The sequence below is a fragment of the Sphingomonas faeni genome, assembly GCF_040407565.1.
In the GTDB taxonomy this organism is placed as follows: Bacteria; Pseudomonadota; Alphaproteobacteria; order Sphingomonadales; family Sphingomonadaceae; genus Sphingomonas; species Sphingomonas faeni_F.
This window is the reverse complement of sequence record NZ_JAPZPR010000002.1, coordinates 246,436-273,120: the sequence shown is the minus strand read 5'-3', so window position 1 is coordinate 273,120 and position 26,685 is coordinate 246,436. Positions and strand designations below refer to the sequence as shown.

At 66.7% G+C, this 26,685-nt stretch carries 29 protein-coding genes and 1 tRNA gene; 13 read left to right on the top strand and 17 right to left on the bottom strand.

Going from position 1 to position 26,685, the window contains the following annotated elements:
* Positions 1–343 precede the first annotated feature (343 nt).
* The 3 genes from O6Y00_RS05740 to O6Y00_RS05730 all read right to left on the bottom strand — a co-directional run bounded on the left by O6Y00_RS05740 (position 344) and on the right by O6Y00_RS05730 (position 3,117).
* Complete coding sequence (locus tag O6Y00_RS05740; RefSeq protein ID WP_353441636.1) at positions 344–1,639, bottom strand: RluA family pseudouridine synthase; 1,296 nt, start codon at positions 1,637–1,639, stop codon at positions 344–346.
* Positions 1,636–2,010 (bottom strand): fluoride efflux transporter CrcB, encoded by a 375-nt coding sequence (gene crcB, locus O6Y00_RS05735; RefSeq protein ID WP_353441635.1) that lies wholly within the window; start codon positions 2,008–2,010, stop codon positions 1,636–1,638. Before crcB ends, O6Y00_RS05740 begins: the two co-directional genes overlap by 4 nt.
* A gap of 375 nt (positions 2,011–2,385) precedes the next feature.
* Positions 2,386–3,117: a hypothetical protein gene (locus O6Y00_RS05730; protein ID WP_353441634.1), complete on the bottom strand. Its 732-nt coding sequence runs from the start codon at positions 3,115–3,117 to the stop codon at positions 2,386–2,388.
* Between the two features lie 234 nt (positions 3,118–3,351).
* Between O6Y00_RS05730 and O6Y00_RS05725 the strand changes: the two genes are divergently transcribed.
* Positions 3,352–3,573 (top strand): hypothetical protein, encoded by a 222-nt coding sequence (locus tag O6Y00_RS05725; RefSeq protein ID WP_093398685.1) that lies wholly within the window; start codon positions 3,352–3,354, stop codon positions 3,571–3,573.
* Positions 3,574–3,650: 77 nt separating this feature from the next.
* Here O6Y00_RS05725 and O6Y00_RS05720 read toward each other — a convergent pair whose 3' ends face one another.
* The 3 genes from O6Y00_RS05720 to O6Y00_RS05710 all read right to left on the bottom strand — a co-directional run bounded on the left by O6Y00_RS05720 (position 3,651) and on the right by O6Y00_RS05710 (position 5,202).
* Complete coding sequence (locus tag O6Y00_RS05720) at positions 3,651–4,250, bottom strand: glycine zipper 2TM domain-containing protein (protein WP_353441633.1); 600 nt, start codon at positions 4,248–4,250, stop codon at positions 3,651–3,653.
* A 111-nt stretch (positions 4,251–4,361) separates the two neighbouring features.
* A complete protein-coding gene (locus O6Y00_RS05715; protein WP_353441632.1) occupies positions 4,362–4,790 on the bottom strand; it encodes an OsmC family protein in 429 nt (142 codons plus the stop codon).
* Between the two features lie 106 nt (positions 4,791–4,896).
* Positions 4,897–5,202, bottom strand: a complete 306-nt coding sequence (locus O6Y00_RS05710; RefSeq protein ID WP_056065671.1) for a glycine zipper 2TM domain-containing protein — start codon at positions 5,200–5,202, stop codon at positions 4,897–4,899.
* A gap of 196 nt (positions 5,203–5,398) precedes the next feature.
* On the opposite strand from O6Y00_RS05710, the gene O6Y00_RS05705 reads away from it, so the two are divergent.
* Positions 5,399–6,037 carry a trimeric intracellular cation channel family protein gene (locus tag O6Y00_RS05705; RefSeq protein WP_353441842.1) on the top strand — a complete coding sequence of 213 codons (639 nt, stop codon included), beginning with the start codon at positions 5,399–5,401 and terminating at the stop codon, positions 6,035–6,037.
* Between the two features lie 351 nt (positions 6,038–6,388).
* Here the strand turns inward: O6Y00_RS05705 and O6Y00_RS05700 are convergent, their stop codons facing one another.
* The 4 genes from O6Y00_RS05700 to sppA all read right to left on the bottom strand — a co-directional run bounded on the left by O6Y00_RS05700 (position 6,389) and on the right by sppA (position 9,918).
* Complete coding sequence (locus tag O6Y00_RS05700) at positions 6,389–6,976, bottom strand: GNAT family N-acetyltransferase (protein ID WP_353441631.1); 588 nt, start codon at positions 6,974–6,976, stop codon at positions 6,389–6,391.
* Positions 6,976–7,104 carry a hypothetical protein gene (locus O6Y00_RS05695; RefSeq protein WP_353441630.1) on the bottom strand — a complete coding sequence of 43 codons (129 nt, stop codon included), beginning with the start codon at positions 7,102–7,104 and terminating at the stop codon, positions 6,976–6,978. The genes O6Y00_RS05700 and O6Y00_RS05695 overlap by 1 nt, the downstream gene beginning before the upstream one ends.
* A gap of 145 nt (positions 7,105–7,249) precedes the next feature.
* Positions 7,250–7,840, bottom strand: coding sequence for a DUF805 domain-containing protein (locus O6Y00_RS05690; RefSeq protein ID WP_353441629.1), 591 nt, complete (start codon positions 7,838–7,840; stop codon positions 7,250–7,252).
* Positions 7,841–7,971: 131 nt separating this feature from the next.
* On the bottom strand, positions 7,972–9,918 hold the full coding sequence (gene sppA / locus O6Y00_RS05685) for a signal peptide peptidase SppA (protein ID WP_353441628.1): 1,947 nt from the start codon (positions 9,916–9,918) through the stop codon (positions 7,972–7,974).
* A gap of 493 nt (positions 9,919–10,411) precedes the next feature.
* Between sppA and groES the strand changes: the two genes are divergently transcribed.
* From groES to O6Y00_RS05670, 3 genes are all read left to right on the top strand, one after another.
* Positions 10,412–10,699, top strand: a complete 288-nt coding sequence (gene groES / locus O6Y00_RS05680; RefSeq protein WP_056052039.1) for a co-chaperone GroES — start codon at positions 10,412–10,414, stop codon at positions 10,697–10,699.
* 66 nt (positions 10,700–10,765) lie between these two features.
* Positions 10,766–12,409: a chaperonin GroEL gene (groL, locus tag O6Y00_RS05675; RefSeq protein WP_121904408.1), complete on the top strand. Its 1,644-nt coding sequence runs from the start codon at positions 10,766–10,768 to the stop codon at positions 12,407–12,409.
* 199 nt (positions 12,410–12,608) lie between these two features.
* The gene (locus tag O6Y00_RS05670; RefSeq protein ID WP_353441627.1) at positions 12,609–13,172 is read left to right on the top strand and encodes a Uma2 family endonuclease; all 564 of its coding nucleotides are present in this window, start codon (positions 12,609–12,611) and stop codon (positions 13,170–13,172) included.
* A 6-nt stretch (positions 13,173–13,178) separates the two neighbouring features.
* Here O6Y00_RS05670 and O6Y00_RS05665 read toward each other — a convergent pair whose 3' ends face one another.
* Complete coding sequence (locus tag O6Y00_RS05665; RefSeq protein ID WP_353441626.1) at positions 13,179–14,066, bottom strand: alpha/beta hydrolase; 888 nt, start codon at positions 14,064–14,066, stop codon at positions 13,179–13,181.
* 152 nt (positions 14,067–14,218) lie between these two features.
* On the opposite strand from O6Y00_RS05665, the gene O6Y00_RS05660 reads away from it, so the two are divergent.
* From O6Y00_RS05660 to O6Y00_RS05645, 4 genes are all read left to right on the top strand, one after another.
* On the top strand, positions 14,219–15,160 hold the full coding sequence (locus O6Y00_RS05660) for a sigma factor-like helix-turn-helix DNA-binding protein (RefSeq protein ID WP_353441625.1): 942 nt from the start codon (positions 14,219–14,221) through the stop codon (positions 15,158–15,160).
* Between the two features lie 46 nt (positions 15,161–15,206).
* Positions 15,207–15,665 (top strand): hypothetical protein, encoded by a 459-nt coding sequence (locus O6Y00_RS05655; protein WP_353441624.1) that lies wholly within the window; start codon positions 15,207–15,209, stop codon positions 15,663–15,665.
* Positions 15,666–15,685: 20 nt separating this feature from the next.
* The gene (locus O6Y00_RS05650; protein ID WP_353441623.1) at positions 15,686–16,225 is read left to right on the top strand and encodes a winged helix DNA-binding protein; all 540 of its coding nucleotides are present in this window, start codon (positions 15,686–15,688) and stop codon (positions 16,223–16,225) included.
* A gap of 175 nt (positions 16,226–16,400) precedes the next feature.
* Positions 16,401–16,805, top strand: a complete 405-nt coding sequence (locus O6Y00_RS05645) for a GFA family protein (RefSeq protein ID WP_435368589.1) — start codon at positions 16,401–16,403, stop codon at positions 16,803–16,805.
* Positions 16,806–16,838: 33 nt separating this feature from the next.
* Here the strand turns inward: O6Y00_RS05645 and O6Y00_RS05640 are convergent.
* A tRNA-Gly gene (locus O6Y00_RS05640) sits at positions 16,839–16,912 on the bottom strand.
* Positions 16,913–17,068: 156 nt separating this feature from the next.
* Here O6Y00_RS05640 and O6Y00_RS05635 point away from each other — a divergent pair.
* On the top strand, positions 17,069–18,367 hold the full coding sequence (locus O6Y00_RS05635) for a methyltransferase family protein (RefSeq protein WP_353441621.1): 1,299 nt from the start codon (positions 17,069–17,071) through the stop codon (positions 18,365–18,367).
* A 110-nt stretch (positions 18,368–18,477) separates the two neighbouring features.
* On the opposite strand, the gene O6Y00_RS05630 is transcribed toward O6Y00_RS05635, so the two are convergent.
* From O6Y00_RS05630 to O6Y00_RS05620, 3 genes are all read right to left on the bottom strand, one after another.
* A complete protein-coding gene (locus O6Y00_RS05630) occupies positions 18,478–19,851 on the bottom strand; it encodes a glutamate--cysteine ligase (protein ID WP_353441620.1) in 1,374 nt (457 codons plus the stop codon).
* A gap of 83 nt (positions 19,852–19,934) precedes the next feature.
* A complete protein-coding gene (locus tag O6Y00_RS05625; RefSeq protein WP_353441619.1) occupies positions 19,935–20,684 on the bottom strand; it encodes a 16S rRNA (uracil(1498)-N(3))-methyltransferase in 750 nt (249 codons plus the stop codon).
* Positions 20,685–21,214: 530 nt separating this feature from the next.
* Positions 21,215–21,376, bottom strand: coding sequence for a hypothetical protein (locus O6Y00_RS05620; protein WP_353441618.1), 162 nt, complete (start codon positions 21,374–21,376; stop codon positions 21,215–21,217).
* Positions 21,377–21,472: 96 nt separating this feature from the next.
* Here O6Y00_RS05620 and ubiA point away from each other — a divergent pair, with 96 nt between their 5' ends.
* From ubiA to O6Y00_RS05605, 3 genes are read left to right on the top strand one after another with little or no spacing between them, the layout of a single operon-like run.
* A complete protein-coding gene (gene ubiA, locus O6Y00_RS05615; RefSeq protein WP_353441617.1) occupies positions 21,473–22,414 on the top strand; it encodes a 4-hydroxybenzoate octaprenyltransferase in 942 nt (313 codons plus the stop codon).
* A gap of 9 nt (positions 22,415–22,423) precedes the next feature.
* Positions 22,424–23,770, top strand: a complete 1,347-nt coding sequence (locus tag O6Y00_RS05610) for a TldD/PmbA family protein (RefSeq protein WP_353441616.1) — start codon at positions 22,424–22,426, stop codon at positions 23,768–23,770.
* A gap of 46 nt (positions 23,771–23,816) precedes the next feature.
* On the top strand, positions 23,817–24,581 hold the full coding sequence (locus O6Y00_RS05605; RefSeq protein ID WP_353441841.1) for a 3'(2'),5'-bisphosphate nucleotidase CysQ: 765 nt from the start codon (positions 23,817–23,819) through the stop codon (positions 24,579–24,581).
* Between the two features lie 9 nt (positions 24,582–24,590).
* On the opposite strand, the gene O6Y00_RS05600 is transcribed toward O6Y00_RS05605, so the two are convergent.
* Positions 24,591–25,724 carry a hypothetical protein gene (locus tag O6Y00_RS05600; RefSeq protein WP_353441614.1) on the bottom strand — a complete coding sequence of 378 codons (1,134 nt, stop codon included), beginning with the start codon at positions 25,722–25,724 and terminating at the stop codon, positions 24,591–24,593.
* A gap of 252 nt (positions 25,725–25,976) precedes the next feature.
* Positions 25,977–26,684 carry a hypothetical protein gene (locus O6Y00_RS05595; RefSeq protein WP_353441613.1) on the bottom strand — a complete coding sequence of 236 codons (708 nt, stop codon included), beginning with the start codon at positions 26,682–26,684 and terminating at the stop codon, positions 25,977–25,979.
* Position 26,685 lies beyond the last annotated feature (1 nt).

Here is a 26,685-nt window from a genome sequence, read left to right as displayed (position 1 = left end):
CCGCCGCCTTCGCGGGGGAACGGCTTAGTGTCACCGCCAAGTTGGACGGCATGCCCCATAAGTGTCCTTATGGGGCATGAGACTTGGACCCGAATGGCATGGGTGCCTACCCCCTGGCGCCGCTGACGCACTTCAGCGCGAAATAGAGAGCTGGAAGCTGTCCGGTGTAGTCGCTGGCATCGAAATTCTAGGCTGCGAGGACTGCGAAGCTTCTATGGCCTTGACTGATCGCGTATTTCCGCATGATCGGCCGCCCACGCTCCCAGCCTCGGGATGCGTTCGTCGACCTTGTTGCGGCTGTGGCTTCGTCGCAAATTTGCTCGACTGACGAATCCAATGTCACTTACCGAGTCCCAGGCCCACTCCGAGGCCCAGGCTTCCCAGCGCCACCCGGACGCCCGCGCCCAGCCGGCTTGACCCCCTCAACCCGAGGCCCACTCCGCGGCGCTCCGAACTTCGACCCAGCCCCGGTCCGAGGCCCACCAGTCTTCGGCGCAGGCTTCCCCGTCGCCTTTTCCTCGACAACCCCACGCCCACGCCGCTCACCCTTACGGTCTTTCCGCACCGACTTCGCATGCGCCCTAGCCCGCGACTTCATCTGCTCGCGCGTTGGCGCGGTCTTCTCGTCGAGCACCAGGTCGTCGCCCAGCTTCTCCTCGAAACCCAGCTGCTTCAAGCTCTCCGCGAAATGCGTCGGCAGCTCGGCAGTCACGTCGATCGACCCGCCATCCGGATGATCCACCTTGATCCGCCGCGCGTGCAGATGCATTTTCCGCGAGATCCCGCCGGTCAGGAACGCCGCGGCTCCGCCGTACTTGCCATCACCGACGATAGGATGTCCGATCGCCGCCATGTGCACGCGCAACTGGTGCGTCCGCCCCGTAAACGGCTGCAACTCGACCCACGCCGCACGGTTGCCCGCGCGCTCGATCACCCGATACCGCGTCCGCGCGGGCGCGCCCTCGGCCTCGTCGACGTGCATCTTCTCCCCGCCGGTGCCCGGCTGCTTGGCGATCGGCAGTTCGATCATGCCGTCCTCGATCGACGGCACGTCGACCACCAGCGCCCAATAGACTTTCCGCGCGGTCCGCCCCGAGAACGCCTTCGCAAAGAACGCCGCCGCCCGCGACGTGCGTGCCACCAGCAGCGCGCCGGACGTATCCTTGTCGAGCCGGTGGACCAGCTTCGGCCGACCCTCGTTGTCGTACTGCAGCCCGTCGAGCAGCCCGTCGACATGCTGCGTCGTCTTGGTCCCACCCTGCGTTGCCAGGCCCGGCGGCTTGTTCAGCACGAACGCCTGGAAGTCCTTGTGGATGACCATGCTCTGCGCGAGTTCGGTTTCCTCGTCCGACAGGATCACGCGTTCGCGAACGCGCCTGGGCTTGTCGACGTCGGCGGCGGCCTTGTCGGCTTCGGGCGGCGGCACGCGGAGCATCTGGCCCGCTGCGATCCGGTCGCCCGGGGTCGCGCGCGCGCCGTCGACGCGGAGCTGCCCGGTGCGCGCCCACATCGCCACCGTCGTGAAGCTCGTGTCGGGCAGATGCCGCTTGAACCACCGGTCCAGCCGGATGCCGTCATCGTCGAACCCGACGTTGAACTCGCGGAAACCCGTATCGCTATCGCTTTTGCCCGCAGTCATGCGACGGCCCTTACTGCGGAGAGACCCGCGAACAACGCGGCGACCGAACCGATCACCGACACCAAAACATACCCGAACGCGACGCCGATCGCGCCGCGTTCGATCATCGTGACGACGTCCAGCGAGAACGCCGAAAACGTCGTGAAACCCCCCAATACGCCCACGCCAAGCAGCAAACGCCACGTTTCCGAAGCGCTATTACGGGCAAGCACGCCAGCCAGCACTCCCATCAGCAATCCACCGATCAGATTCACGGCAAGCGTACCAAAGGGATAGTCAGCGCCGAGCAACGACAGCATCGCGCGGCCAGTCAGATAGCGCGCGCCGGATCCGACCGCACCACCGACCATGACATAGAGAAGGGGAAGCATTCTCGCGCCCTAGCGTGAATCGGGCAAAACGGAAAGGTGCGCCGCAGGGGTAGGGATGTGCGCTTCATCCGGGTCAGTTCGAGATCACCGCGCAAGCGCTGTCCCAAAATGTTTCCCCGCGAAGGCGGGGACCTAGTCTGGGCTCCCGCCTTCGCGGGAGAACAAGGAGAGGAGGCGACTTCATCCCAACCCGCCACCACCCCAATACGCCACCGGCCCGGCGAAGGCCGGGGCCCAGTTGGAAAGGTGGCAATAACGAAGGACCGCGTTCAGTTAGCAACGTTTCCCAACTGGACCCCGGCCTCCGCCGGGGAGGTGCACTTGTTGGTCGCTTGCTTCGGGTGTGTGCCGTTCAGTAGGGTCGAGATCACGCCCTCACCGCCCAGCGTTGGAAACCAGATCCACATCGCTCCCGCCGCCAGCCCGCGTCGTCACATACACAACATACGCGTCGTTCCCGCGAACCCCGCCCAGCACATGCTGCCTGCCGTCCGTGCTATGCCCAGCCGAATACCCGGCCGCGCTAGCCTTCGTGAAATACCAGTCGAGCATCTTCTGCATCGGCGCAGCGCTCGCGAAACTCACCACGCGCAAGCGGCACCCATCGCGATCCGCTCCCGCCGCTTCGGTCAACTGCGCCCCCGGATACAGCGGCAGGTCCGCCGGCAGCCGGTTCGCCCACCCCGCCGAATAGCCGATCTTCTGCGCACAGACCCCGGCATCGGGCGTCTTCTGCCGCTCGGCCAGCGCACCGAGCGTCAGCGCGCCGTCCGCGGACTTGCACTCGGGGCAGTCGTTCGATACCGCCGGTGCACGCTTGAGCGTCGCCGGATCGACCGGATCCTTGCGCAGCGCCACGTCCGCCGGCACCCCGCCGGTTTCAGGCCGCGGCGGCGGCCGCACCGCATCGGTGTTGGACGATTGCGCGAGCCGCGGGTCGATCATGATCTGCGCGCCAAGCGACTGCGCGACCGCCGGATCGCGCGTGGTCCCGTTGGTCAGTTCGGCATCGAGGCTGTTGAGATCCTGCTGGTCGGTCGAAGACCGTCCGCACGACGCCAGCGCAAGCGGCAAAAGGATCAGGGCGGGGCGCAGGGAAAAACTCATCACCGCCATCCTATGCGCGAACGACGGTGAAGAAAGCGTTTTTCGCACGCCCTCGATCCTCCCCCGCAAGGGGGAGGTGGCTGGCGCCTGCCAGACGGAGGGGGAGGCACGCGCCAACGACTGTTTCGTATCCTCCCCCTCCGTCACCTTCGGTGCCACCTCCCCCTGGCGGGGGAGGATCGTAAGGGCCCGCCAAGTCTTGCCCGAACCGGTCCGACTCGCCATGTTCTGCTCATGCTGAACATCGTCTCGATCCTAATCGGCCTCGTCACCCTGGTGCTTGGCCTCGTCGCCTTCATCCCGCTGCTCGGCTGGATGAACTGGCTCGTCATCCCGATCGGCATCGTCGGCGCCGCCGTCGGTGCGCTGTCGTCGAGCAACGGCGGCCGCAACCTAAACATCGTCCTCATCATTATCTTCGCGCTCCGCCTGAGCCTCGGCGGCGGGATCATCTGACGCGAAAAGGGCCCGGTGTTTCCACCGGGCCCTTTCAATTCCTCAATCCGCCCCCTTGCGGGGGAGGATCATAGGCCTCAACGGCAGCGCACGTTGCCGCGATCGATCGACGAGCCGAGCACCGCGCCGCCGCCCGCACCGATCAGCGTACCGAGCAGCCGCGAACCACCGCCCGCGATCACGTTGCCCAGCGCACCACCGGCAAGCCCGCCGACGATTAGTCCGGTCGTCCCGTCGTTGCGACGGCAGTAATACCGCCCGTTGCCGCCGCGATAGATCCGGTCGTTGCGACCGAGACGACGCTCCTGATAATAACGCCCATCGCGGTAATAGCGGTCGGCGAGATAGCCGCGCTGGCCAGGCTCGTAGCGGTTATAGTCATAGCCGCGATATTGCTGCCAGTTGCGCCCATCGTTGCGACGATCCTGGCGGATGTCGTGAATGTCGCCGCGGCGGTCCTGCCGTGCGTCCCGCACTTCGTCACGGTACTCGCGGCGCGCATCGCGCACGTCGCCGCGCGAGTCGGCATTGCGCAGGTCGCGGCGATAGTCGCGTCGTGCGTCGCGCACCTGATCGTTATATTCCTGGTTGGCGCCGCGGACGGTCGACTGGGCGCCGGCGGGAATCGCCCCGAACGCGGTGGCGGCAAGGGCTGCCGAAAGAATGGCGATACGCATGAAATCTCTCCCGATTATGTGGGTAGAGAACGGCCGGCCGAAGCGCGAGTTGCGTGAACCGCAAACTACGTCGCATTCAGCCGGCCGACAGGTCGCTGCAATCAGGCGCGTTTATGCGGCGAGGTTATGCTCCAGCGTGATCTCGGCGTTGAGCACCTTCGACACCGGGCAGTTCGCCTTGGCGTCTGCGGCGATCGCCTCGAACTCTTCCTTCGAGATGCCGTCGACCTTGGCGTTCAGCGTCAGCGCAGACTTGGTGATCTTGAACCCGTCGCCGTCCTTGTCGAGCGTCACCGTCGCCGACGTCTCGAGCGTGCCCGCCTCATACCCCTTGCCCGCGAGCGCGAAGCTCAGCGCCATCGTGAAGCACGACGCATGCGCGGCCGCGATCAGCTCCTCGGGGTTGGTGCCGGGCTCGTTCTCGAACCGCGTGTTGAAGCCATAGGGGTTGTTCGAGAGCACGCCCGACTGTGTCGAGACATGACCCTTGCCGTCCTTGCCGAGGCCTTCATATTTTGCCGAACCGCTGCGTGTGGTCATCGATAGATCCTTCGTCTGGACAAGAAAAAAGGCGCCGCGGTTTCCCACGACGCCCTTCCACAACGCGCAACTATCGAAATAGCGGCATTGATTTAGCCGATCAGTGTCAGCGGCAACGACGGTTGTTGTTGCTCGTGCCCTTGTCGATCGCACGACCGGCGAGGCCACCGAGAACCGCGCCACCAAGCGTGCCGACCGTGCGGTCGCCGCGGGTGTCGACCGTGCGGCCGAGCAGTGCGCCGCCGACGCCGCCGATGATCGTGCCGGTCGTGCCGTTGCTCTTCTTGCAGTAGACGCGGCCGTCACGACCACGCCATTCGCGACGATCGCGTGCGTCGGCGGCCGAGACGGGGACGAGGACGGTCGGCAGGACCATTGCGCTGAGGCCCATGGCCAGAACGAACTTACGCATCATGTAACTCCCTAGTGAATTGATCTGCTGGTGTAACGAGGTGACTATAGCGCGGGTTGCATGAACCAAAAACAACACCGCGTTCATGCTGGCGTTCATCTTCGCGGCCGACGTCCTGCGGCTGCGATATCGAGACCAAGGACGTCATTCCGCGGTCCTGCTTTACGCTGGGTGGCAGGCCGGTTACGCCGCCGCGATGTTGCCAGTCCCGCTGCCCGTCGAGATCCTGCCCGTCGCCGCACCGTGGTTCGACCTCGCCGGGCTCGCGGTGTTCGCAGCCTCGGGTGCGCTCGCCGCGGCCAAGCGTGGCCAGACGTTCGTGACGCTGGTGTTCTTCGGGCTGATCACCGGCGTCGGCGGCGGTACGGTGCGCGACCTGCTGATCGGCGCGCCGGTGTTCTGGGTCCACGACGCGCGCGCCGCGAGCGTGTGCCTGGGCGTGGCGCTGCTGATCTGGGTGACACCCGAGCGGTGGTGGAAGGGCGACGCGCTCGGCTGGTTCGACGCGGTCGGGCTCGCGGCGTATGCGGTGTACGGCGCGGCGAAGGCGCTGGGCTACGGTGTGCCCCCGGTTCCCGCCGCGCTGATGGGGGTGATGACCGCCTGCGTCGGCGGCATCATCCGCGACGTGCTGGCGGGCGAACCGTCGATCCTGATGCGGCCGGAGCTGTACGTGACCGCGGCGGCGCTGGCGGCGGCGAGCTATGTGGGGTTGGTGTTGCTGGGCGTACCGCTGAGCTGGGCGGCGGTGATCGCGGCGAGCGCCGGGTTCACGCTAAGGGCGGCGGCGATCCGCTTCCATCTGGCGCTGCCGGCGTACGGTGGGCGCCGCTGACTCACGAAGCTTATCACGCAATAACCTTGTGTCCCCGCGAAGGCGGGGACCCAGTCTGGGCTCCCGCCTTCGCGGGAGAACAAGGATGGGTGGGCCGGTGGTTGGGCTTGAGCCGACGGGCCGATCTTACTCGATCCAATCTTGCGCGCCTGATCTCTACTTGTTGAGAGCGACACGCTCCAACACCGCCACCACCCCGGCGAAGGCCGGGGCCCAGTTGGAAAGGTTGGAGTAACGGAGCGCAGCGCACGTCAGCGACGTTCCCCAACTGGGCCCCGGCCTACGCCGGGGTGGTGGCCTCCGCCGCGGTGGCGTCGCTTTGACTACGGTCACGTCATTCCAGAGGAAGCTCTACCCCCGCACAACCCCAACATCCGCAAACCGCTTCGGCTCCACCGGCGGCACCGCAGGTTCGTTCAACTCACACTGCCAATGCCCGACATTGATCCACTGCCCATTCTTGTACCCGACCTCGCGGTACACCCCCGCGCGCCGAAACCCGACCGCCTCATGGAGCTTGATCGACGAATCGTTCGGCAACGCAATCGCCCCGATCGCCTGCGTGAACCCCTGCGCGCGCAACGTATCGATCAGCGCCTCGTACAATAGCCGCCCCGCACCCTGGCGCTGCGCCGCGTCCGCGACATACACCGTGGTCTCGCACGCGAACCGGTACGCCTCGCGCTTGTGGAACGCCGACGCATAGGCGTACGCCAGCACGCCGCCCTCCGAGCCGATTGTCGCGACCAGCCACGGATACATCCCGTCCGACGCCGCCATCCGCGCGCGCATTTGGTTCGCGTCGGGCGCGACGGTCTCGAACGACACCGTCCCGACCAGCACGTGCGGCGCATAGATCGCCGCGATCGACGCGGCATCCTCGGGGACCGCGGCGCGAATCACGATCCCGCCTCCGTTGCCAGTTGCGGTGCTGATCATCAGAACCCGATCCGTGCCAGCAGCAGGTCGAGCAGCTTGGCATCGCCGACGTCGGCGGTCGTCGGCCCCATCCCGCCGCATTCGAGGCAGCGCGCCTGGATCGAGCCGGAGGTCGCAAGCCGCTTCATGCCGCCAGTACGTCACGAGTCTCCGTCCAGCCGGCCGGGCTGGGCTGTAACGGACCAGCCGACTTTCCCCTGAATGGACGGCCAGCGTCTTTGAAGCGGGCAAGCAGCTGTTGAGCGGCTTTCAGACGCGCGGGATTGCAGGTGATCACCGTGCCGGCACCCGATCGGCGGCGGTGGCGCGGCTCATGCGTTCGACGCGATGCTCGTTTTCCTCCCGCATGCCGTCCGAAATGGTCGCCAGCAACACGCCGACGGCCGTGGCGCCGATGATTGCCAACGCGGTGAAGCCCACCGTACGAACCGGCTGTATCGGACCCTGCGTTGCGGTCAGCGGCCCTTGCGGCGGGGCGCCATACGCGTTCGCCACTTTTTGTCCGGGCAGCAGGAATAGCGCCGTCCCGATCAGCGCCAGCGCTATCGCCACGATTGCGGTCGGTGTGCCCGGACCGGCGCCGGGCGCGGAAAGGCCGGCCAACCCCACCAGCATCAGAATGCAGATCCCGATCACCAGGCCGATCACGCCGCTCCGCCCGAGATCGTGACAGCGCCGACCGCCCTCGGCGAAAAGTTTTGCGAGCGTCGCGCCCGCCAGCGCGCCGATCAACGGGAAGGCTGCGGTCGAGGCGGTCGCCAGAAGCGCGCGACAGCCGAACAGGATGGCCAGGGCGACGAGTGATGCGATCAGGAAGCGGATGACCCCGATCCTGCCCCCGGTCGAAAAAAACCGCGTGATCATTCCGGCATTCTCCGATTTCGCCGCGTGGCGTCCTGCGCATCAGATCATGAATTCGGGATTGCGGCCCTTCCAGTATCTTGTCGGTGGAAATGATCGGCCATGTTTCTCTTGGATTTGACTGCGGCGCGCTTTCAGAATCCGATCCGTGCCAGCAGCAGGTCGAGCAGCCTGGCATCGCCGACGTCGGCGGTCGTCGGCCCCATCCCGCCGCACTCGAGGCAGCGCGCCTGGATCGAGCCGGAGGTCGCAAGCCGCTTCATGTCGCCCACGGCGCGCGCGAGCATCTGGCGGCGGTCGGCGGCGACGTGCGCGAACGCATCGCCGCCGCTTGCGTCATCGTCCGCATCGTCGCCACCGAAATCCTGCACGATCGCCGCGAGGAAGCCGGGCTTCTTCTCGAGATACTCGGCATGGACCTTGGCGGGATCGAGCTTGGCGCGCTTGGCCGCCTCGTCGATCGCGTCCTGCAACGTGCCGAACCGGTCAACGAGCCCGATCTGGCGCGCGGTGCCGCCATCCCAGACGCGTCCCTGGCCGATTTCGTCAACCCGCGCCGGCGTCATCTTCCGCGATGCAGCGACGCGCGACACGAACTCGCGATAGCCGTTCTCGATGCCCGACTGCGCGATCGCGTCGAACATCGGCGTCGTGCCGCCGGTGATATCGGGCTGGCCCGACAGCGGCGTGGTCTTCACGCCGTCGCTGGTCACGCCGATCTTGGCGAGCGTCGCCTCGAACGTCGGCACGATCCCGAAAATGCCGATCGAGCCGGTGATCGTGCCGGGTTCGGCGAAGATCACGTCGGCGGGCGTCGACACCCAGTATCCGCCGCTGGCCGCGAGGCCACCCATCGACACCACCACGGGCAGCTTCTGCCGTTTGGCTTCGAGGATTGCCAGCCGGATCTGCTCGGACGCCATCACCGATCCACCCGGCGAATCGACTCGCACCACGAGCGCCTTCAGGGTCTTCTTGGCGAGCCCGTCGAGAACCGCCTTCTCGATCGTCTTGCCCGCGGCCTTGCCGGGGCCGCCTTCGCCATCGACGATTTCGCCGGCGATCGTCAGCACGCCGATCGCGTCGCCGCCGGTCGGCAGCGGGTTGGCCTTGACCCATGCATCGTACTTGATCGTCGCGTAGTTGCCCGCGGGCTTCTTGTCGTCGGTCCCGGCATATTCCGCCACACGGCGCCCGAACGCGGTCCGGTCGCCGAGCTTGTCGACGATACCCGCACGCAAATTCGCCTGGGCGATGTTGCCGTTCGCCGCGAGGATCACCTTGTCCGGCGCGCTCATGAACTGCGCGATCTGCGCCTTGGGCCGGGCCTTGGCGATCGCCTCGCGCCACTGCGCGAACAGCGTGCCGTACAGCGCGGTGCTGGCTGCGCGCGCGTCCTCGCTCTGGTCGGCGCGCGTGTAGGGCTCGACGAACGACTTGTAGCGACCGACGCGGTAGACGTGCGCGTTGACGCCGAGCTTGTCGATCAGGCCCTTGTAATAGAGCTGGTTGCCGCCCGGACCCATGAAGATCGTGCCGCCCAGCGGGTTGACCCAGATCTCGCTCGCATTGGCTGCCAGGCGGTAGCCGCCGTCGGTATAGGCGGTCGCATAGGCGAGTACCGGCTTGCCGCTCGCGCGCACGCGCGCCAGCGCATCGCCGACCTCGCCGAGTGCCGCCGGATACGCGCCGCCGAAGCTGTCGAGATCGAGCACCAGCACCTTCACCCGCGCATCGGTTCTTGCCGTGTCGATCGCGCGGACCACGTCGCGCAGGCGGAACTGGCGCGCTGCGGGCTGGCCGGAGAGCGCGGCGAACGCGGCCTGTTCCTCGGGCTGCTCGACGATCGAGCCGTTGAGGTCGAGCACCAGCGCGCCGTCCTTGATCGCCGCGGTCCCCGGCCGCGAGTTGAGTGCCGCGAAGATCAGCCCGAAGAACAGCAGCATCGCGATCAGGACGAGCGCGTCCTTGATCGCCACGAGGAGCTTCCACACGCCGCGCACCAGCCGCCATTTGCGGCGCGGCGGGCGGGCAGGGTCGACATAGGAGGGGGCGTAGGACGGCGCTGCGGTATCGGTCATGCGAGGAGAGCTAGAGCATGCGCGGACCGAGGTAAATGGCCTGTGTTACGGGGCCAACACAGGCGCGGCTCAAGTTCCTAGGGCTACCCCAACCGCCACGCAGTCCCCCTCCCGCTTGTGGGAGGGGTTAGGGAGGGGAGCCCCACGAACGCTTAGCTAGAGAAACCCCTCCCCCGACCCCTCCCGCAAGCGGAAGGGGAGCAGAAGGCAGCATAGACCCGCCCGCGTGTTCTCCTGCGAACGCAGGAGCCCAAGATACCAAGCGCCGCCCTCCGTCACCCTGGACTCCTGCGTACGCAGGAGAACGGCTGTGCGATCCGTAGCGTTGTCTTCCAACCCCTTCAGCCACGATGCCCGAATGCCACGCCCGCCCGAAAAAAATTCGCTCCCGGAACCTTTGACATGCCGCACCCCGAGGCACATATGCCGTCCGTTGGCACTCGATAACCTCGAGTGCCAGAAATCTGTCACAATCCAAAAGGACATGGACCCCATGAACTTTCGTCCGTTGCATGATCGCGTGCTGGTGAAGCGCCTCGAAGCCGAAGAGAAGACGGCTGGCGGCATCATCATCCCCGACACCGCCAAGGAAAAGCCGCAGGAAGGCGAAGTCGTCGCCATCGGCACCGGCACCCGCGCCGAGAACGGCACGATCACCCCGCTCGACGTCAAGACCGGCGACAAGATCCTGTTCGGCAAATGGTCGGGCACCGAGGTCAAGGTCGACGGCGAAGACCTTCTTATCATGAAGGAATCTGACATCCTCGGGATCGTCGGCTGACTTCTGCCGGGTTACCTTGGTGTAACCTTATCATGACTTTTCAACTTATACGAAAGGGTAGCTGACATGGCTTCCAAGGACGTAAAATTCGGCCGCGACGCGCGTGAGCGCATCCTTCGCGGCGTCGACATCCTCGCCGACGCGGTCAAGGTGACCTTGGGCCCCAAGGGCCGCAACGTCGTCATCGACAAGAGCTTCGGCGCACCGCGCATCACCAAGGACGGCGTCACCGTCGCCAAGGAGATCGAGCTCAAGGACAAGTTCGAGAACATGGGTGCGCAGATGCTGCGCGAAGTGGCCTCGAAGACCAACGACATCGCCGGCGACGGCACCACCACCGCGACGGTTCTGGCGCAGGCCATCGTTCGCGAGGGCATGAAGTCGGTCGCAGCGGGCATGAACCCGATGGACCTGAAGCGCGGCATCGATCTCGCCGTCATCAAGGTCGTCGAGGACGTCAAGGCACGTTCGAAGCCGGTTTCGGGTTCGAAGGAAGTGGCGCAGGTCGGCATCATCTCGGCAAACGGCGACCGTGAAGTCGGCGAGAAGATCGCCGAAGCCATGGAGAAGGTCGGCAAGGAAGGCGTGATCACCGTCGAGGAAGCGAAGGGTCTCGAATTCGAGCTCGACGTCGTCGAGGGCATGCAGTTCGACCGCGGCTATCTGTCGCCGTACTTCATCACCAACCCCGAGAAGATGACCGTCGAGCTTCAGGATCCCTACATCCTGATCCACGAGAAGAAGCTTTCGAACCTGCAGGCGATGCTCCCGATCCTGGAAGCCGTCGTTCAGTCGGGTCGTCCGCTCCTGATCATCGCAGAAGACATCGAGGGTGAGGCTCTGGCCACGCTCGTCGTCAACAAGCTACGCGGCGGCCTGAAGGTCGCAGCGGTCAAGGCACCGGGCTTCGGCGATCGTCGCAAGGCGATGCTCGAGGACATCGCGATCCTGACCAAGGGCGAGATGATCTCGGAAGACCTCGGCATCAAGCTCGAGACCGTCACGCTCGGCATGCTCGGCACCGCCAAGCGCGTCACGATCGACAAGGACAACACCGTCATCGTCGACGGTGCCGGCGATCACGACACGATCAAGGGCCGCACCGAAGCGATCCGCCAGCAGATCGAGAACACGACCAGCGACTACGACAAGGAGAAGCTCCAGGAGCGTCTCGCCAAGCTTGCCGGCGGCGTTGCCGTGATCAAGGTCGGTGGTTCGTCCGAGGTTGAGGTCAAGGAGCGCAAGGACCGCGTCGACGACGCGCTGCACGCAACCCGCGCAGCTGTCGAAGAAGGCATCGTCCCCGGCGGCGGTACGGCTCTGCTGTACGCAACCAAGGCGCTTGATGGCCTCGAGGGTGCGAACGACGACCAGACCCGCGGTATCGATATCGTGCGCAAGTCGCTGACGGCTCTGGTTCGCCAGATCGCGCAGAACGCCGGTCATGACGGTGCGGTGGTTTCGGGCAAGCTGCTCGACGGCAACGACTCGAACATCGGCTTCAACGCCGCGACCGACACGTACGAGAACCTGGTGGAAGCCGGCGTGATCGATCCGACCAAGGTCGTCCGCACCGCGCTGCAGAACGCGGCATCGGTCGCAGGCCTGCTCATCACGACCGAAGCGGCCGTGAGCGAGCTCGCCGACGACAAGCCCGCCATGCCCATGGGCGGCGGCGGCATGGGCGGCATGGGCGGCATGGACTTCTGATTTCGGACGGGGCCAGCACATGCTGGCCCCGACACGGAATCAGAACGGCCGGCGGGCTGGGCGGCGCAAGCCCCCAGTCCCGTCCGACGAAAAGGGCCGGCTTTGCCGGTCCTCCGTTCCGAACAAACGACCAAAGCAAAGGGCCGGGGAGCAATCCCCGGCCCTTTGTTTGTCCGCAGACAAGTGGTAAACCACACCGATGCGGCACGATCCCCTCTACAAGAAGATCACGGTCGACGAATTCCTCGCGATCGACTTCGGCACGGACCGCAAGTTCGAGCTGGTCGACGGCGTCATCCGCCTGATGACCGGCGGCACTCCCGCCCATTCTCGCGTGGCTACCAACATCCTCGTATTCCTAGCCGGGAAGCTTCGCGGTACGGGCTGTCGAGCATACAACTCCGACATGGGTGTGCGGGTCAATGACACCGATCTGCGCTACCCCGACGTCAGCATCTTCTGCGGCAACCCCGCGACCCGCGAACGCGAAGAACAGCGCGTCTTCGACGATCCGAAGGTGATCTTCGAAGTCCTTTCCGGCTCGACCGCGAAGATAGACCAAGGCAGCAAGCTCGCCGAATATCGCGACCTCGCATCGATCGACACGATCGTCTTCGCCGACCCAGAAAACGAACTGACCCGCGTCGTCCAGCGCCTCGGGCCAACCACATGGCGCGACGACATGTTCGCGCAGCCGCATGACGTGGCCCTGCCATCGCTAAACCTCACGATCCCCCATGCCGAGATCTTCGCCCGAGACTAACGCCGGCTACTTAGCCACTGCCGCTTCGTCCGCAGCGATCTGATCCAGCGCCCGCCAGACCACCGGCGCGATGTGGCTCAGATCGAAGCTGTGATACGCCTCACCGTCGATCGGCACGACCAACGCCTTGCCGCCAGCTGCCGCGCGCAACCGCTCCGCCGCCGCGAACGGCACCACCTCGTCCTTGCGACCATGAAGAAGCAACACAGGCACCGTCACCCGCCGGATCGCCGCGACGTTGTCGAACGCGTCCGCGTAGAACCCGCGCGCCAAACCCGGCACGAACCGCGCGAAGGAATCGAACGCGCCGAGCGTCACGACCGCATCGACGGCGACCGGCGCTTCACCGGCCACGTGAAGCGCGACCGCAGAGCCGAGGCCATCGCCGAACACGAACCGCCTGCCGTTCGGTACCAGTTGCCGCGCCCGTGCGACGAACGCGCGGCCATCCTCGTACAATCCCCGCTCGTCCGGCACTCCGGCGTTGTCGCCATACCCCCGATACGATGCCACGAGCAGACCATGGCCGTCGCGCGCAAACGCCTGCGCTGCCAACGCCGCGGTGTCCCGATTGCCGCCACGCCCCGGCAGATAGATCAGCACCGCCCCGTCCGTCGTAGCCGGGGGCCAGTACCATCCCCGCAGGCGAACCCCGTCGTGCGTGACCGTTTCGACCAGGGTCGGTGCCCGCTCGGTCCAGATCGGCGTTATCGATCCCAACGGCGTCGGCTTGTACAGCGATCGACCCACGGGGTTCACGCACCCGCCCAGCAGTCCCAGTACCAGGAAGACCGGCAGGACCGCAGCGGTCGTCGACCGTCCGCGTGCGGCATCGCGGGATCGGGGTCGTCGCGCGGCACGGTGGCACGTTTTGCCGTCTTCGTTCGCCGCCATACTGTCCTCGCCGCATTCTTTTCAGAGCTTAGGTAGAGTCGTCGGCGCGATCGGCCAGCAAGATTTCCTTCCAATCCAATACCCTGCGATCCCATTCCACTATATGCAACCGGAAGCGTGCAACCGGGGCGCGTTCGCGCTACCATCGCGGCATGACCGCAGGCCGCATCGATCAGTTGACCGAAGCCCAACGCGCCTGCCTCCGGCTGGTGTTGACGCATCACAACTCGAAGGAAATCGCGGCGATGCTCGGCGTCTCGCCGTCCGCGATCGACAAGCGGATCGAGCGCGCGGTCCAGATCCTCGCCGTCGGTACGCGGTTCGAGGCGGCCCGGCGCCTGCAGGAGCATGAGCGCGGCGACGGCGGCGACCTGCCCTTCACCAGCGAACGCGCGCCGGCATACGAACGGCTACCATCCGAACCAATCGACGTTCCCACGCCCCCCCTCCAGGGGTCACATGCCGATCAGGACGAGCCGTGGGGGTTCGCTCGCCGCTTCCTGGGTTTGTCCCAAGGCCGCGGACCAACGGGGGTGGCGCGCAACCGGTTCTCGATCGGCGACAGGGTCGTCAAGCTTTTCGCACTCATGGGCCTGATCGCCGTCACCTCGATGGCGCTCGTGAACATGGCGATGACGCTGACCAGCCTGTTACGCTCGAACCGCGAACGCGGCGATCCCGTGCACGTCACCGCAACGCCGGTGCCAAGGGGGGAAATCTCGATGTTGAACCAACGACCCCAGGCCGCCGACAGGGTCGCCAGTGAGTTTCTGAAGGCGGAGGCGGCGGTCGATCAGGCCGCGATGCTCGCCGCTTCGTGCGTGTCGACGTTGTTGCAGCAGCGGATCGCCGCCAATCTGCCGGTCGGGACCGGCGTCGCCGCGTTGCAGATGGTGTCGCAGGCTTCGATGGACATCATCAACGCGCGACAACGCTTCGTCGAGGCGCATCGTGCCTTGGTCGACGTACGGTCCGAGATCGGTCTCGGGCAGTTCTACGGCTATGGCGACACCGCCAAATGCCCGCCGAACGAAGGCACGCTTCGCGATGTCGCGGGGCTCGACGCGCCGATCCGCCTGGCGGCGGTCGCCTGAGCCGTCGCCTGAACGGTCGGTAACGATCCTGCTTCGGAGGTGAGAGTTGGATCGGGTTTGGCTATTCTACGCGATACAGGTTGCGGCCTCCGGCTACGCCATCTTTCGGGGCGGCGCGCCGGAGCGTCTGACGGGACTGGCGCTGTTGCTCGCGGCAGGCTCCACGGGGCTTATCCAGCAGAACATACCGGTCCTGTTCGCCGGGCTGGAGGTGGGCGTGATGCTCGTGGATCTGATCCTGCTTGCGGTGATGATCGTGATCACGCTGAAGGCCGATCGGTTCTGGCCTGCCTGGGTGACCGCACTCCACGGATTGGGCACGGGTGCCCATCTGGCGCGCGCGCTCAGTCCGGATGTGATCCGGCTCGTCTATGCCGTCCTCTCCGCCGCCTGGAGCTATCCCATCGTCCTGCTTCTCGTGATCGGAACGGTCCGGCACTCGCGGCGGATCCGGGCCCATGGCTGGGATCTCGACTGGAGCCGACAGGATCCGACGATCCGCTGAAAAATATTCGGAAGGTGTCCATGAACTACGCATCGACCACCGCACACGCCATGCATGCCTTGAGCACTGCGTCGCCTCTCGCACTCGATCCGGCCCGTCTTGATCCGGCCCGTCTTGATCCGGCCCGTCTTGATCCGGCCCGTCTTGATCCGGCCCGTCTTGATCCGGCCCGTCTGGATGCAGGCCGGCTAGGTCTTGCCATAGGGTTGGCGGACCAGACGCGCGCCGATGCCGGGATATTCGGCATGGCCAAGCGGCTCTACGCCACGCGCAAGGTGCGCGACGACCTGCTCGGCGGAGCATTGTTTTCCGAGCCCGCCTGGGACATATTGCTCGACCTGTTCATTTCGGAACACGAGCATCGTCAGCTCAGCGTGTCGGCGGTGTGCATCGGCGCCCGCGCGCCGTCCGCTACCGCGCTGCGCTATCTGACGATGCTGCAGGACGCCGACCTGGTCGAACGCACTCGCGACGAACGCGATGGACGCCGGTCACACGTTCGTCTCACCCAGCTTGGGCGACGCCGCATGGCGAGCCTCCTGGCACGCCTGGTCGAGTGAGGGGTGAAAAACCGCGGGGTCGCCCCGACACCGCCACCGCCACCGCCATCGACTCCACCGGCCACCGCGGTGCCCGGCGGACCTCGGCCGCGCGCGTCCGCTGCGTTGTCGGCGGGCGATTCGGGCGGGGTGATGTGCGCAGCGCGCGACGAGGAGCAATCACGATGAAAGCAGCGTGCCAGTGAAAGCCGCGTGCCAGTGCGGACTGGTGTCCGTGAAGTTGCCGGGCCCTACGCCTCTGGTCGTCGCCTGCCACTGCGTCGCCTGCCAGCGCCGAAGTGGCTCCCCGTTCGGCGTCACGGCCTATTACCCTGCCGAGCGTCTTGCCATTGCCGGTCCGGCCAGGATGTTCGAGCGGAACACGGACGAGGGCAATGTCTTCCGTACGTATTTCTGCGCCACCTGCGGCTCGACCGTCTACGTGAAGAGCGACAAGCACCCCGCGCTGATCGGCATACCCGTCGGCGCGATCGCCGATCCGACCTTTCCGGGTCCCGTCAGGTCGGTCTGGGAGCAGACCATGCACGGCTGGGCGGCAATCCCCGGCAATGTCGAGCATTTCGCTCAAGGACGCGGATAGGCAGGGGGCGGGACGGTGTCGCTGCAGGAAGTCTGGAGCGGGTAACGGGAATCGAACCCGTGTATTCAGCTTGGAAGGCTGCTGTACTACCATTGTACTATACCCGCCCGATGCGCCGGGGCGAGGGTGGGAACTAGCGTCGCCGCGCGGCGGGCGCAAGCGTTCGCGTGCGCCGGCCGCACCCCGAGAGCCTGTGCGGGTCCCGTACGAGGCACGCATCATGCTTCACGCCTTGCTCACCATTCCGCGCTATGGCCGAGTCCATGCATAACGACGCCGTGCTTTCCGATCGGACCCCGCCGAGTTCAGGCGTCGGCCAAGTCGCCGATCCCCGTCCGCGCTCGGCCGTCAGCCACGGTGCGGGGGTGTCGGGGCTGGTCGGCGTGCTGGCCTGGCTTGGCATCGCCCGCTGGCAGGCGATCGACGGCCCCTATTCGGCGCTGGTCAACGTGTTCGCGTGCGGCCTGCCGATGGTGGCCTGGTCGCTGCTGGTGGACAAGGTCCACCGCAGTCCCAGCACCGGAATCGACTGGTCGGCGGGCAAGCCCCTGCGCGACACGCTGGACACGAGTCTCACCAAGCTTGCCGGGCTCTGGGCGACCTGGACCGCGATCGCGGTCATCTACGGCACCGGGCGGTTCTACTGGCAGGGCAATTTCGCGTTCGCGATGTGGTGCTTCACCAACGCCGCGCCGATCCTGTTCGTCGCCTCGATCCCCTACGTCCTCTGGATCGACCGCTATCTGACAGAGCCGCGCGACGGCGCCTGGCATCTCGGCGCGTGGTTCACGGGGCAGGCGGGCGTCGACCGGGAGGCGATCTACGGCCATCTGCGCGCCTGGGGCGTGAAGACGTTCTTTCTCGCGTTCATGCTGGCGATCGTCCCGCCCGGCTTCAGCGAATTCGTGCGCGGCGATCTGTCGACCGTGCTGCACGATCCGGTCGCGCTTGCGAACTGGCTGATCACGCTGATGTTCCTGATCGACGTGGCGTTCGCGACGATCGGCTACATCCTGACCTTCCGGCCGCTCGATTCGCATATCCGCAGCGCCAACCCGTTCGCGGTCGCGTGGATGGCGGCGCTGATGTGCTACCCGCCGTTCATCCTGATGAGCGACGGCGGGCCGCTCGATTACCATCCCGGCACGTCGGACTGGACAGTCTGGTTCCAAGGGCATCCGGTCGTGCTGGCGGCGACCGGCGCGGTGCTGGTAGGGCTGACCGCGATCTACGCCTGGGCGACGATGGCGTTCGGCTTCCGCTTCTCCAACCTCACCAACCGCGGTATCCTGACGCACGGGCCTTACGCGGTGTCGCGGCACCCGGCGTATCTGTCGAAGAACCTGTTCTGGTGGATCTCGACGGTCCCGGTGCTGACGACCGGGTCGCTGGTCGACGCGGCCCGCGCGACGTTGCTGATGGCGGCGGTCAGCGGCGTGTATTTCTGGCGGGCGAAGACCGAGGAGCGGCATCTGAAGCTCGACCCGGACTATCGCGCCTATTTCGACTGGATGACGCGCAACGGCCTGGTGCCGCGCATCTTCGCGAAACTGCGCGGCTAATTCCCCTCCCGCGTGCGGGAGGGGTTAGGGGAGGGGCTGTCTGGCGTTTTCGCGCGCACGTCCGCGGCCAAGCCCTCCCCCGACCCCTCCCGTGAACGGGAGGGGAGCCGTCAGAAGCTGGCCTCGTCGTACACCTTCGAGACGTCGCCGTTCCAGGCGCCGTTATAGCGCTCCAACAGCACCTCGGCGGGCACCTTGCCGCTGCGGACGATCTCGCGCAGCGGATCGAGGAAGCCGGTCTCGTTGTCGCCCGCCCGGTTGAACCGCGCGCGCGCCGACAGCCCCGCGCCGGCGATGTCGAGCACTTCACCCGCGATGTCGCGCAGCGTCCCGCCGCCCGCGATCGGCGCGTTCAGCGCGAGCTTCGGCACCGCATCGCGCAACGCCTGACGCTCGTCGATCGTCCAGTCCTTGACCAGATCCCACGCCGCATCGAGCGCACCCTGATCGTAGAGCAACCCGACCCACAAGGCCGGCAGCGCGCAGATCCGGTTCCAAGGGCCCCCGTCCGCGCCACGCATCTCGAGGAACGTCTTCAGCCGCACCTCGGGGAACGCAGTCGACAGATGATCGGTCCAGTCGTCGAGCGTCGGCTTCTCGCCCGGCAGCACCGACAATTCGCCCTTCAGAAAATCGCGGAACGAAAGGCCAGCGGCGTCGATGTACTTGCCCTCGCGGTAGACGAAGTACATCGGCACATCGAGCGCGTACTCGGCATAGCGCTCATAGCCGAAGCCATCCTCGAACACGAACGGCAGCATGCCGGTGCGGTGCGGATCGGTGTCCGACCAGATATGGCTGCGATACGACAGCATGCCGTTGGGCCGCCCTTCCGTGAACGGCGAGTTCGCGAACAGCGCGGTCGCGAGCGGCTGGAGTGCCAACCCGACGCGGAATTTCTTCACCATGTCCGCCTCGGACGCATAATCCAGGTTCACCTGGATCGTGCAGGTCCGCAGCATCATGTCGAGGCCCATGCTGCCGACGCGCGGCATGTGCCGCAGCATGATCGCATAGCGCCCCTTGGGCATCGTCGGCAGTTCGGCGCGCGTCTTGTCCGGCCACATGCCGAGCCCGAGGAAGCCGATGCCGAGCTTTTCGCCCGCCGCCTTCACCTGCTCCAGATGACGCCCGGTCTCCGCGCAAGTCTCATGCAACGAATCGAGCGGCGCACCCGACAGCTCGAACTGGCCGGCGGGCTCCAGGCTGATGCTGCCGTCGGGACCCGACATGGCGATGGCGTTTCCACCCTCCATGACCGGCTTCCACCCATATTGCTCCAGCTCGCCGAGCAACGCACGGATGCCGCTCGGCTCGTCATAGGACGGCGCGTGATGATCGCCGTTCGCATAGACGAACTTCTCGTGCTCGGTGCCGATCCGCCACGCGTCCTTCGGCTTTTCGCCGCCCGCGAAGCTGGCGATCAACTGGTCGCGCGACTCGATCGTCGGGCTGGTCTTCGGCGGAGTGGGAATCGTCGTCATCGCCGCGCCTTACGCGCCGATGAACGAGGGGGCTAGGGGGATCCGAACCGATCGGTAGCAATGTCGTGCCGTCTGCCCTTGGTTCAGTCGCCCGACCAGTCGCCCGCCGCCGCCATCCACAGCGCAACCGCCGCGCCGGCCGCGGTTTCCGCGCGAAGAATGCGCGGTCCAAGGCCGATCCCCACCGCGCTCGGATGCGAACGAATCGCCTCGCGCTCGTCCGCGTCGAAGCCGCCTTCGGGGCCGATCAGGATCGCTGCCGGTCCGGGTCGCGCGCGCATCGCCGCCAGCGCGGGCACGCCGCCCGTCTCGTCGGCGAAGAACAGCGCACGATCCTGGGGCCAGTCGCGGAGCAACGCGGCGAGCTTCACCGGCTCGGCGACCGCGGGCAGCGCGGTGCGACCGCATTGCTCGGCCGCCTCGATCATCTGCGTACGCAGTCGCTCGGTATTGGGCTTGTCGACGATCGTCCGCCGGGTGACCACCGGCTGCAGCCTAGCGACGCCAAGCTCGCACGCCTTCTCCGCCATCCAGTCGACCCGACCCTTCTTGAGCGGTGCGGCACACAGCCACAGATCGGGCACGTCCTCGCGCGGTCGCAGCAACTCGGTGACGTCGAGCGTCAGGTCCCGCTTGCCGACGCTCGACGCGACGCCGAGCCATTCGCCGGTCCGATCGTCGAACAGCTTCACCGGATCACCGATCTTCATCCGCATTACGCCTGCGAGATAATGCGCCGCCGGCCCATCGACGTGAAGCGGGCCGGCCACAAGCGGCGTATCGACGAAAAGGCGCGGCGTGGACTGCGGCGGCCAGGCTGGGGTTGCGGGCATGGGGGCGGCTCTAGCAAATCCTCTCGGATACGGGGAGGGGGCCGTGATGAATGGGGTGCGCCTCGCTAATCTTCGATCCTCCCCCGCCAGGGGGAGGTGGCTGGCACTTGCCAGACGGAGGGGGAAGGAAGCGAAACGAGTGTTGCGCGTCCTCCCCCTCCGTCACCTTCGGCGACACCTCCCCCTGGCGGGGGAGGATCAAGGAAACGACTAAATCCTCCCCGGCACGGGGAGGGGGACCGTTCGCCATCGGCGAAGGGTGGAGGGGGATCGCACCGCACGTAACGCTGGCAATGAAGAGTTTAGCAGGAGCGTCGAGACTTCAAGGTCGGGCGCGAGTGTTACGCTCGCGGAAGCCCCCCTCCACCAGCTGCGCTGGTCCCCCTCCCCGTGCCGGGGAGGATTTCGCGCCCTTCCAGCTCTCCTCCCTGGAAGGCAGGGGGTGGGTTGGCCTGTAACTGCCGAAACGCCCGCCAAGCAGCCGACCCACCCCCCTCGCTTCCAAGGAGGGGGCAGTTGGCTCGCCCATTTCAGAGCTTCCGCCGCGCCCACATTTTCCGAGCCACCACCCACGCAACAATCAAAACCACAACCCCAAGGATCAACACCCCCGCGACCGCGCCGGCGACCCGGAAGATCCCCCAGAACAACGCCTCGACGAAGCGGCCGACCGCGACCGACAGCCCGATCATAAGGGCCCGATCATAAAAGAGGCTCGAAACGCGTCACACGCCCTCGGTACCCGGCAAAGGCTTGCGCGCCAAACCCCGTCTTCCTACGCCCCCGACATGCAGACCCAGCCGAGCCACGCGGAAATCGTCCCCGACAGCGAACATAAGGGCCTGGTCGGTCGCCTCCCGCCAACGCTCCGCGGTCTGGCATTGCTCGCCCGCTTCGACCGCCCGATCGGCTGGTGGCTGCTGTTTTGGCCCGGCGCCTGGGGCGTCGCGCTTGCCGGTGGCGCAGTCCAGCGCTGGGATCTGATCCTTTGGCTCCTCCTCGGCAGCATCGCGATGCGCGGCGCCGGCTGCGTGTTCAACGACATCGTCGACCGCGATCTCGACGCGCAGGTCGCGCGCACCCGTGCCCGCCCGATCCCCAGCGGGCTCGTCTCGATCAAGCTCGCCTGGATCTGGCTCGTCGCGCTCTGCCTGATCGGGTTTGCGGTCCTGCTCCAACTGACGTTCCTCGCCGCGATCGTCGCGCTCGCGAGCCTCGCGCCGGTCGCCGCCTACCCGTTCATGAAGCGCATTACCTGGTGGCCGCAGGCGTGGCTGGGCATCGTCTTCTCCTGGGCGTTGCTGGTCGGCTGGAGCGACATCGCCGGGGCGCTCGATACGTCGATGTGGCTGCTCTACGCCGGGTCGATCGCGTGGGTGATCGGCTACGACACGATCTACGCGTTGCAGGACCGCGAGGACGACGCGATGATCGGTATCCGCTCCTCGGCGCTCCGCATGGGCACGCATGTTAAGGCCGGCGTCGGAATCTTCTACGTCGCCGCGGTGGCCTTATGGGCTGCGGCGTTCTGGACTGTCCGCCCCGATCCGCTCGCGATCGCCGCGCTCGTCCCCGTCGCGCTGCATCTCGGGTGGCAGGTCGCCACGCTCAGGCCCGGCACCAGTCCCGAAGCCGGCACCGCCGCGCTCGCCCGCTTTCGCGCGAACCGTTTCGCCGGACTGCTCATGTTCCTCGCCTGCGTGGTTGTCGGCACGAGCCTGCATCCTTAAGTCGCTGATATGCTGACCCCAGACCAAGCCCGCGACCGCGCCCACGACATCGTCCAGCGCGCGAGGGCGGCGGGTGCCGACGCCGCCGACGCGGTCTTCGCGGCCGACGCAGCGCTCGACGTGTCGATCCGCCTCGGCAAGCTCGAGGATATCGGCCGTTCCGAAAGCGAGGACCTCGGCCTGCGCGTGTTCGTCGGCCAGCGTTCCGCCAGCGTCTCCACCTCCGACCTGTCGACCGCCGCGATGGACGCGCTGGTCGAACGCGCGGTCGCGATGGCGCGCGAAGCCCCGGAGGATCCCTGGGCCGGGCTCGCCCCCTCCGAACGGCTGCTCCACGGTGATCCACCATTGCTCGGCATCGACGACGGTGGCGAGGTCAGTCCCGAACAACTGCGCGACGCAGCCCTCGAAGCCGAAGACGCCGCTCGCGCCGTCCCCGGCGTCTCGAACAGCGAAGGCGGCGGCGCCAGCGCCTCGCGCAGCGTATGGGCGCTCGCCACCAGCCACGGGTTCGCCGGCGCCTATGCCGCGACCGGCTACGGCGTGTCGGCCAGCGTTTTGGCGGGCGAAGGTGGCAACATGCAACGCGATTACGCGCACAGCAGCGCCCGCCTCCGCGCGCATCTCGAATCGCCCGAAGCGATCGGCCGCCGCGCCGGCGAACAAGCGGTCGCGCGCCTGAACCCCGGCCGTCTCGTCAGCGGCCCCACTACGATCGTCTACGACCGCCGCGTTGGCGGATCGCTGGTCGGCCACATGCTCGGCGCAATCTCCGGCCAGGCGATCACGCGAAAAACGAGCTTCCTGCTCGACTCGCTCGGCAGCCAGGTTTTCGCGCACGGCATCACCATCCGCGACGATCCGCACCGCCCGCACGGCCTGCGCTCGCGCCCGTTCGACGGCGAAGGCCTGCCCGTCTCGCCCAGCGACATCATCGAGGACGGCATGCTCGAACGCTGGCTGCTCGACTCCGCCTCGGCGCGCCAGCTCGGCCTCGAACCGACCGGTCACGCCGCGCGCGGTGTCGGCGGCGGGCCCGGCGTATCGACCAGCAACGTGTTCATGGAACCGGGCCACGTACCCCTCGAAACGCTGATCGCCGACATCGAGTCGGGCGTCTACGTCACCGAACTGATGGGCGGCGGCGCGAACGGCGTGACCGGCGATTACAGCCGTGGCGCGGCGGGCTTCCGGATCGAGAACGGCCAGATCACCACGCCGGTCGCCGAGTTCACGATCGCCGGCAACGTCAAGGACATGTTCCTCGCGATGACCCCCGCCAACGATCTCGAATTCCGCTACGGCGTCAACGTGCCGACCCTCCGCGTGGAGGGCATGACGGTGGCGAGTGGCTGACGGGCGCCGCCGCGGGCCGGAACGGTCGCCCGAATGGCTGCGCGCGATGGCCGACGCCGTCGCGACGATCGCCATGGAGGCCGGCGCGATGGCGCACGACCGCTTCGACACCGATTTCCAGCGCTGGGAAAAGACTCCCGGCAGCCCGGTCTGCGAACTCGACATCGCGATCGACCGGATGCTCAAGGCGCGGCTGTCGACGCTGCTCCCCGAGGCCGGCTGGCTCTCCGAGGAAACCGCCGACAATGCCGACCGCCTCGCCCACGATCTCCTCTGGGTCGTCGACCCGATCGACGGCACGCGCGACTATATCCGCGCACGGCCCGGCTGGTGCGTCTCGATCGCGCTGGTCGATCGCGGCAAGCCGGTGATCGGTATCCTCGAAGCCCCCTCCCGCGACGAACGATGGCACGCGGTCGCAGGGCAGGGCGCCACCCGCAACGGCATCCCGCTGAAGGCCGGAAACCGAACCGACTTCCCCGGCAGCCGCACGCCCGTCGACGCGCTTCCCAAAGCCGACCGCGACCTTGTCATGGTCCACAAACCCAACTCGATCGCGCTCCGCATCGCGATGGTCGCCGCCGACGAAGCCGACCTCGTCGCCACGCTCCGCTGGGGCAACGAATGGGACATCGCCGCCGCCGTGCTGGTCGCGAGCGAAGCGGGCGCGGTGGTGAGCGATGCGCTCGGGGCGCCGCTGATCTTCAACAAACCGCGCCCGCAGGCGTTCGGCGTGCTGACCTCGACCCCCGGCATTCACCCGGCAGCGATCGCACGTCTGGCGGACAGGGCGCGCGCGATCGGCGGATGATCGACGCGGTCAGCGGCTGGCCGTCACCGTTTTATCCGGCTGCGTCAGGTCGAGTACCTCCAGTTCCGAGGGACCGCTCCGCCGGCGGATATTACTGTCGGTCGGTGTTTGATACAGGCCGCGCAGCGAGAATCGCTCGATCCTGTAGACGCCGCTACCACCTTCCGCGTCGGGTGTGCCCGTATAGCGACGTCCGGATACCTGCTTTACCAGATACCCGGCCCAACCCGTCGATCGCGATCCGCGGAGTATCTCGACGTCGTCGGTCTTGCCGTCCGGCTTGATCCAGAATCCGATATCGACCCACTGGATCGGGTTCAGATCGCCCGATCGCGTTGGCACCGGATTGATGAGATCGAACTTGGCGGCGTCCTCCCGTGCCGCAGCCAGCGCCGTCGGCTCATAGGGCGGTCCCCAGATCAGCACTGGCCGGGTCGACGTGGCATGGCCGATCTCGCGGACGAGGCGGTCGACCTGACCGTTATCGGCACGTTGCGCTGCCAGTCGCAAGCGGACGACCTGCAACACCGATCGCAGCGCGGGATCGGCGGCCGCCGGCCTTGCCTCGGCCTCGGCCAGAAGCCGTGTCGCGCCCGAGATATCCCGTCGTGCATTGGCCAGCCCGACTCGCCGCAGTGTCGCCAGCATCGCCAGCGTGGCATTGCCGTCCGCCATCGCCTGGCGCTCGACCGCCCGGTACGAACTCTCGGCCGCGCGTCCGTTGCCGAGCGAGAGCCACATATCGCCGGTGGCGAATGCCGCGGCGATCACTGCAGGGTCGTTCGGCGGCAAGTTCTCGCGCAAGGTCCGGACCTGCCCGGCAACGGCCCTTTTGAACACGTCCATCTCGCCATCGTGCAGCGAGACGGTGGCATAGGCCTCGTACAGCGCCGCGACCGGTTTCGGATCGGTCGCGGCATTCTGCTTGTTGCGGGCGACCGCCGCGGCCAGCGTCTTTCGCGCCTGCAGGTACGCACCCTGTCGAAATTGCTGTTCGGCATACGCGATCGAGACCTGGGCATCGCGCAGCGGCGGACAGGTCTGCTCGACGCAGGCTTCGTACGCGTCTGTCAAACGCTTGCCTGACACGACGATATCCGGGGTGGTAGCTTGCATCGTCAACGCGAACAGCAACGCGATCATGGCTTGGTCCTCCGATACTTGTCGCTAGTCTGCACGATCCCACCAGCGCGGAAAAGCCGGAAGTGATCCGATTTCGATGTCTAGCGCGTGTACTTGCCCTTCATCCTGCTGGTCAGATGAAGATGCAGACACCGGTCGCACCGATACACCCTGAGCGGCACGCGCCCGGCATTCGCAACCACCAGCGCGTCGGCCTCGGAGACGAAGCGCGCCTTGCGGCGGCAGACGCTGAGCCGGGTGCGTTTCAGCTGCTCAATCCTTGTACTTCATCTCCAGGAAGCGGCCGCGGGTCGAGAGGTTGTCGAGGTCGCTCTGTGCCAGGCGCGCGGTCATTTCGCCGATTTCCTGTTCGATGAGCTTCAGGCCGTCGACCAGCTCGGCGTCGGGCGAGCGGCCGTTGCGCGGCGTCGTGCGGAGCGACGCCGGGACCTTCTCGTAATCCTTGACGAAGGCGGGAAGTTGTTCGCCGATCAGCTCTCGGACGTCGACGGCTTCCTGCGTGTTCGCGTCGAGCGTCGCGAGCTGCGGCGTCAGCGTTTCGAGGCGCAGGCCGATCCGGTCGACCAAGGTCATCGCCGGTGCGGGGAGGGCGGGGCGTTGCGCCTCCAGCCAGCGTTCGGTCTGCGCCGGCAGCGCGCGGATGTCGACCGCCGCGAGGCGCTCTGGCGTGGGCGCGCGTTCCGCCGGCCAGACCGCGAACAACACCGTGGCGGCGATCAGCAGCGCCATCACCAGCATCGCGCCGCCGATCCCGAGCGGCACGATCCAGCCGATCACCATCGCCGCGATCAGGATCGCCACGTCGGCGACCGCGATCCGGGTCAGCCGCTTGCCGATCGCCTGCGTCTGCCTTGCCCGCCCCCGCGACGGCGCACGCGCGATGGCGGTGCCCGTCCGGTCGTCGGAAATGCGCGACCAGGAGGCGCGGGCGCTGGCGATGGCGTCGTCGACTTCGCTCACG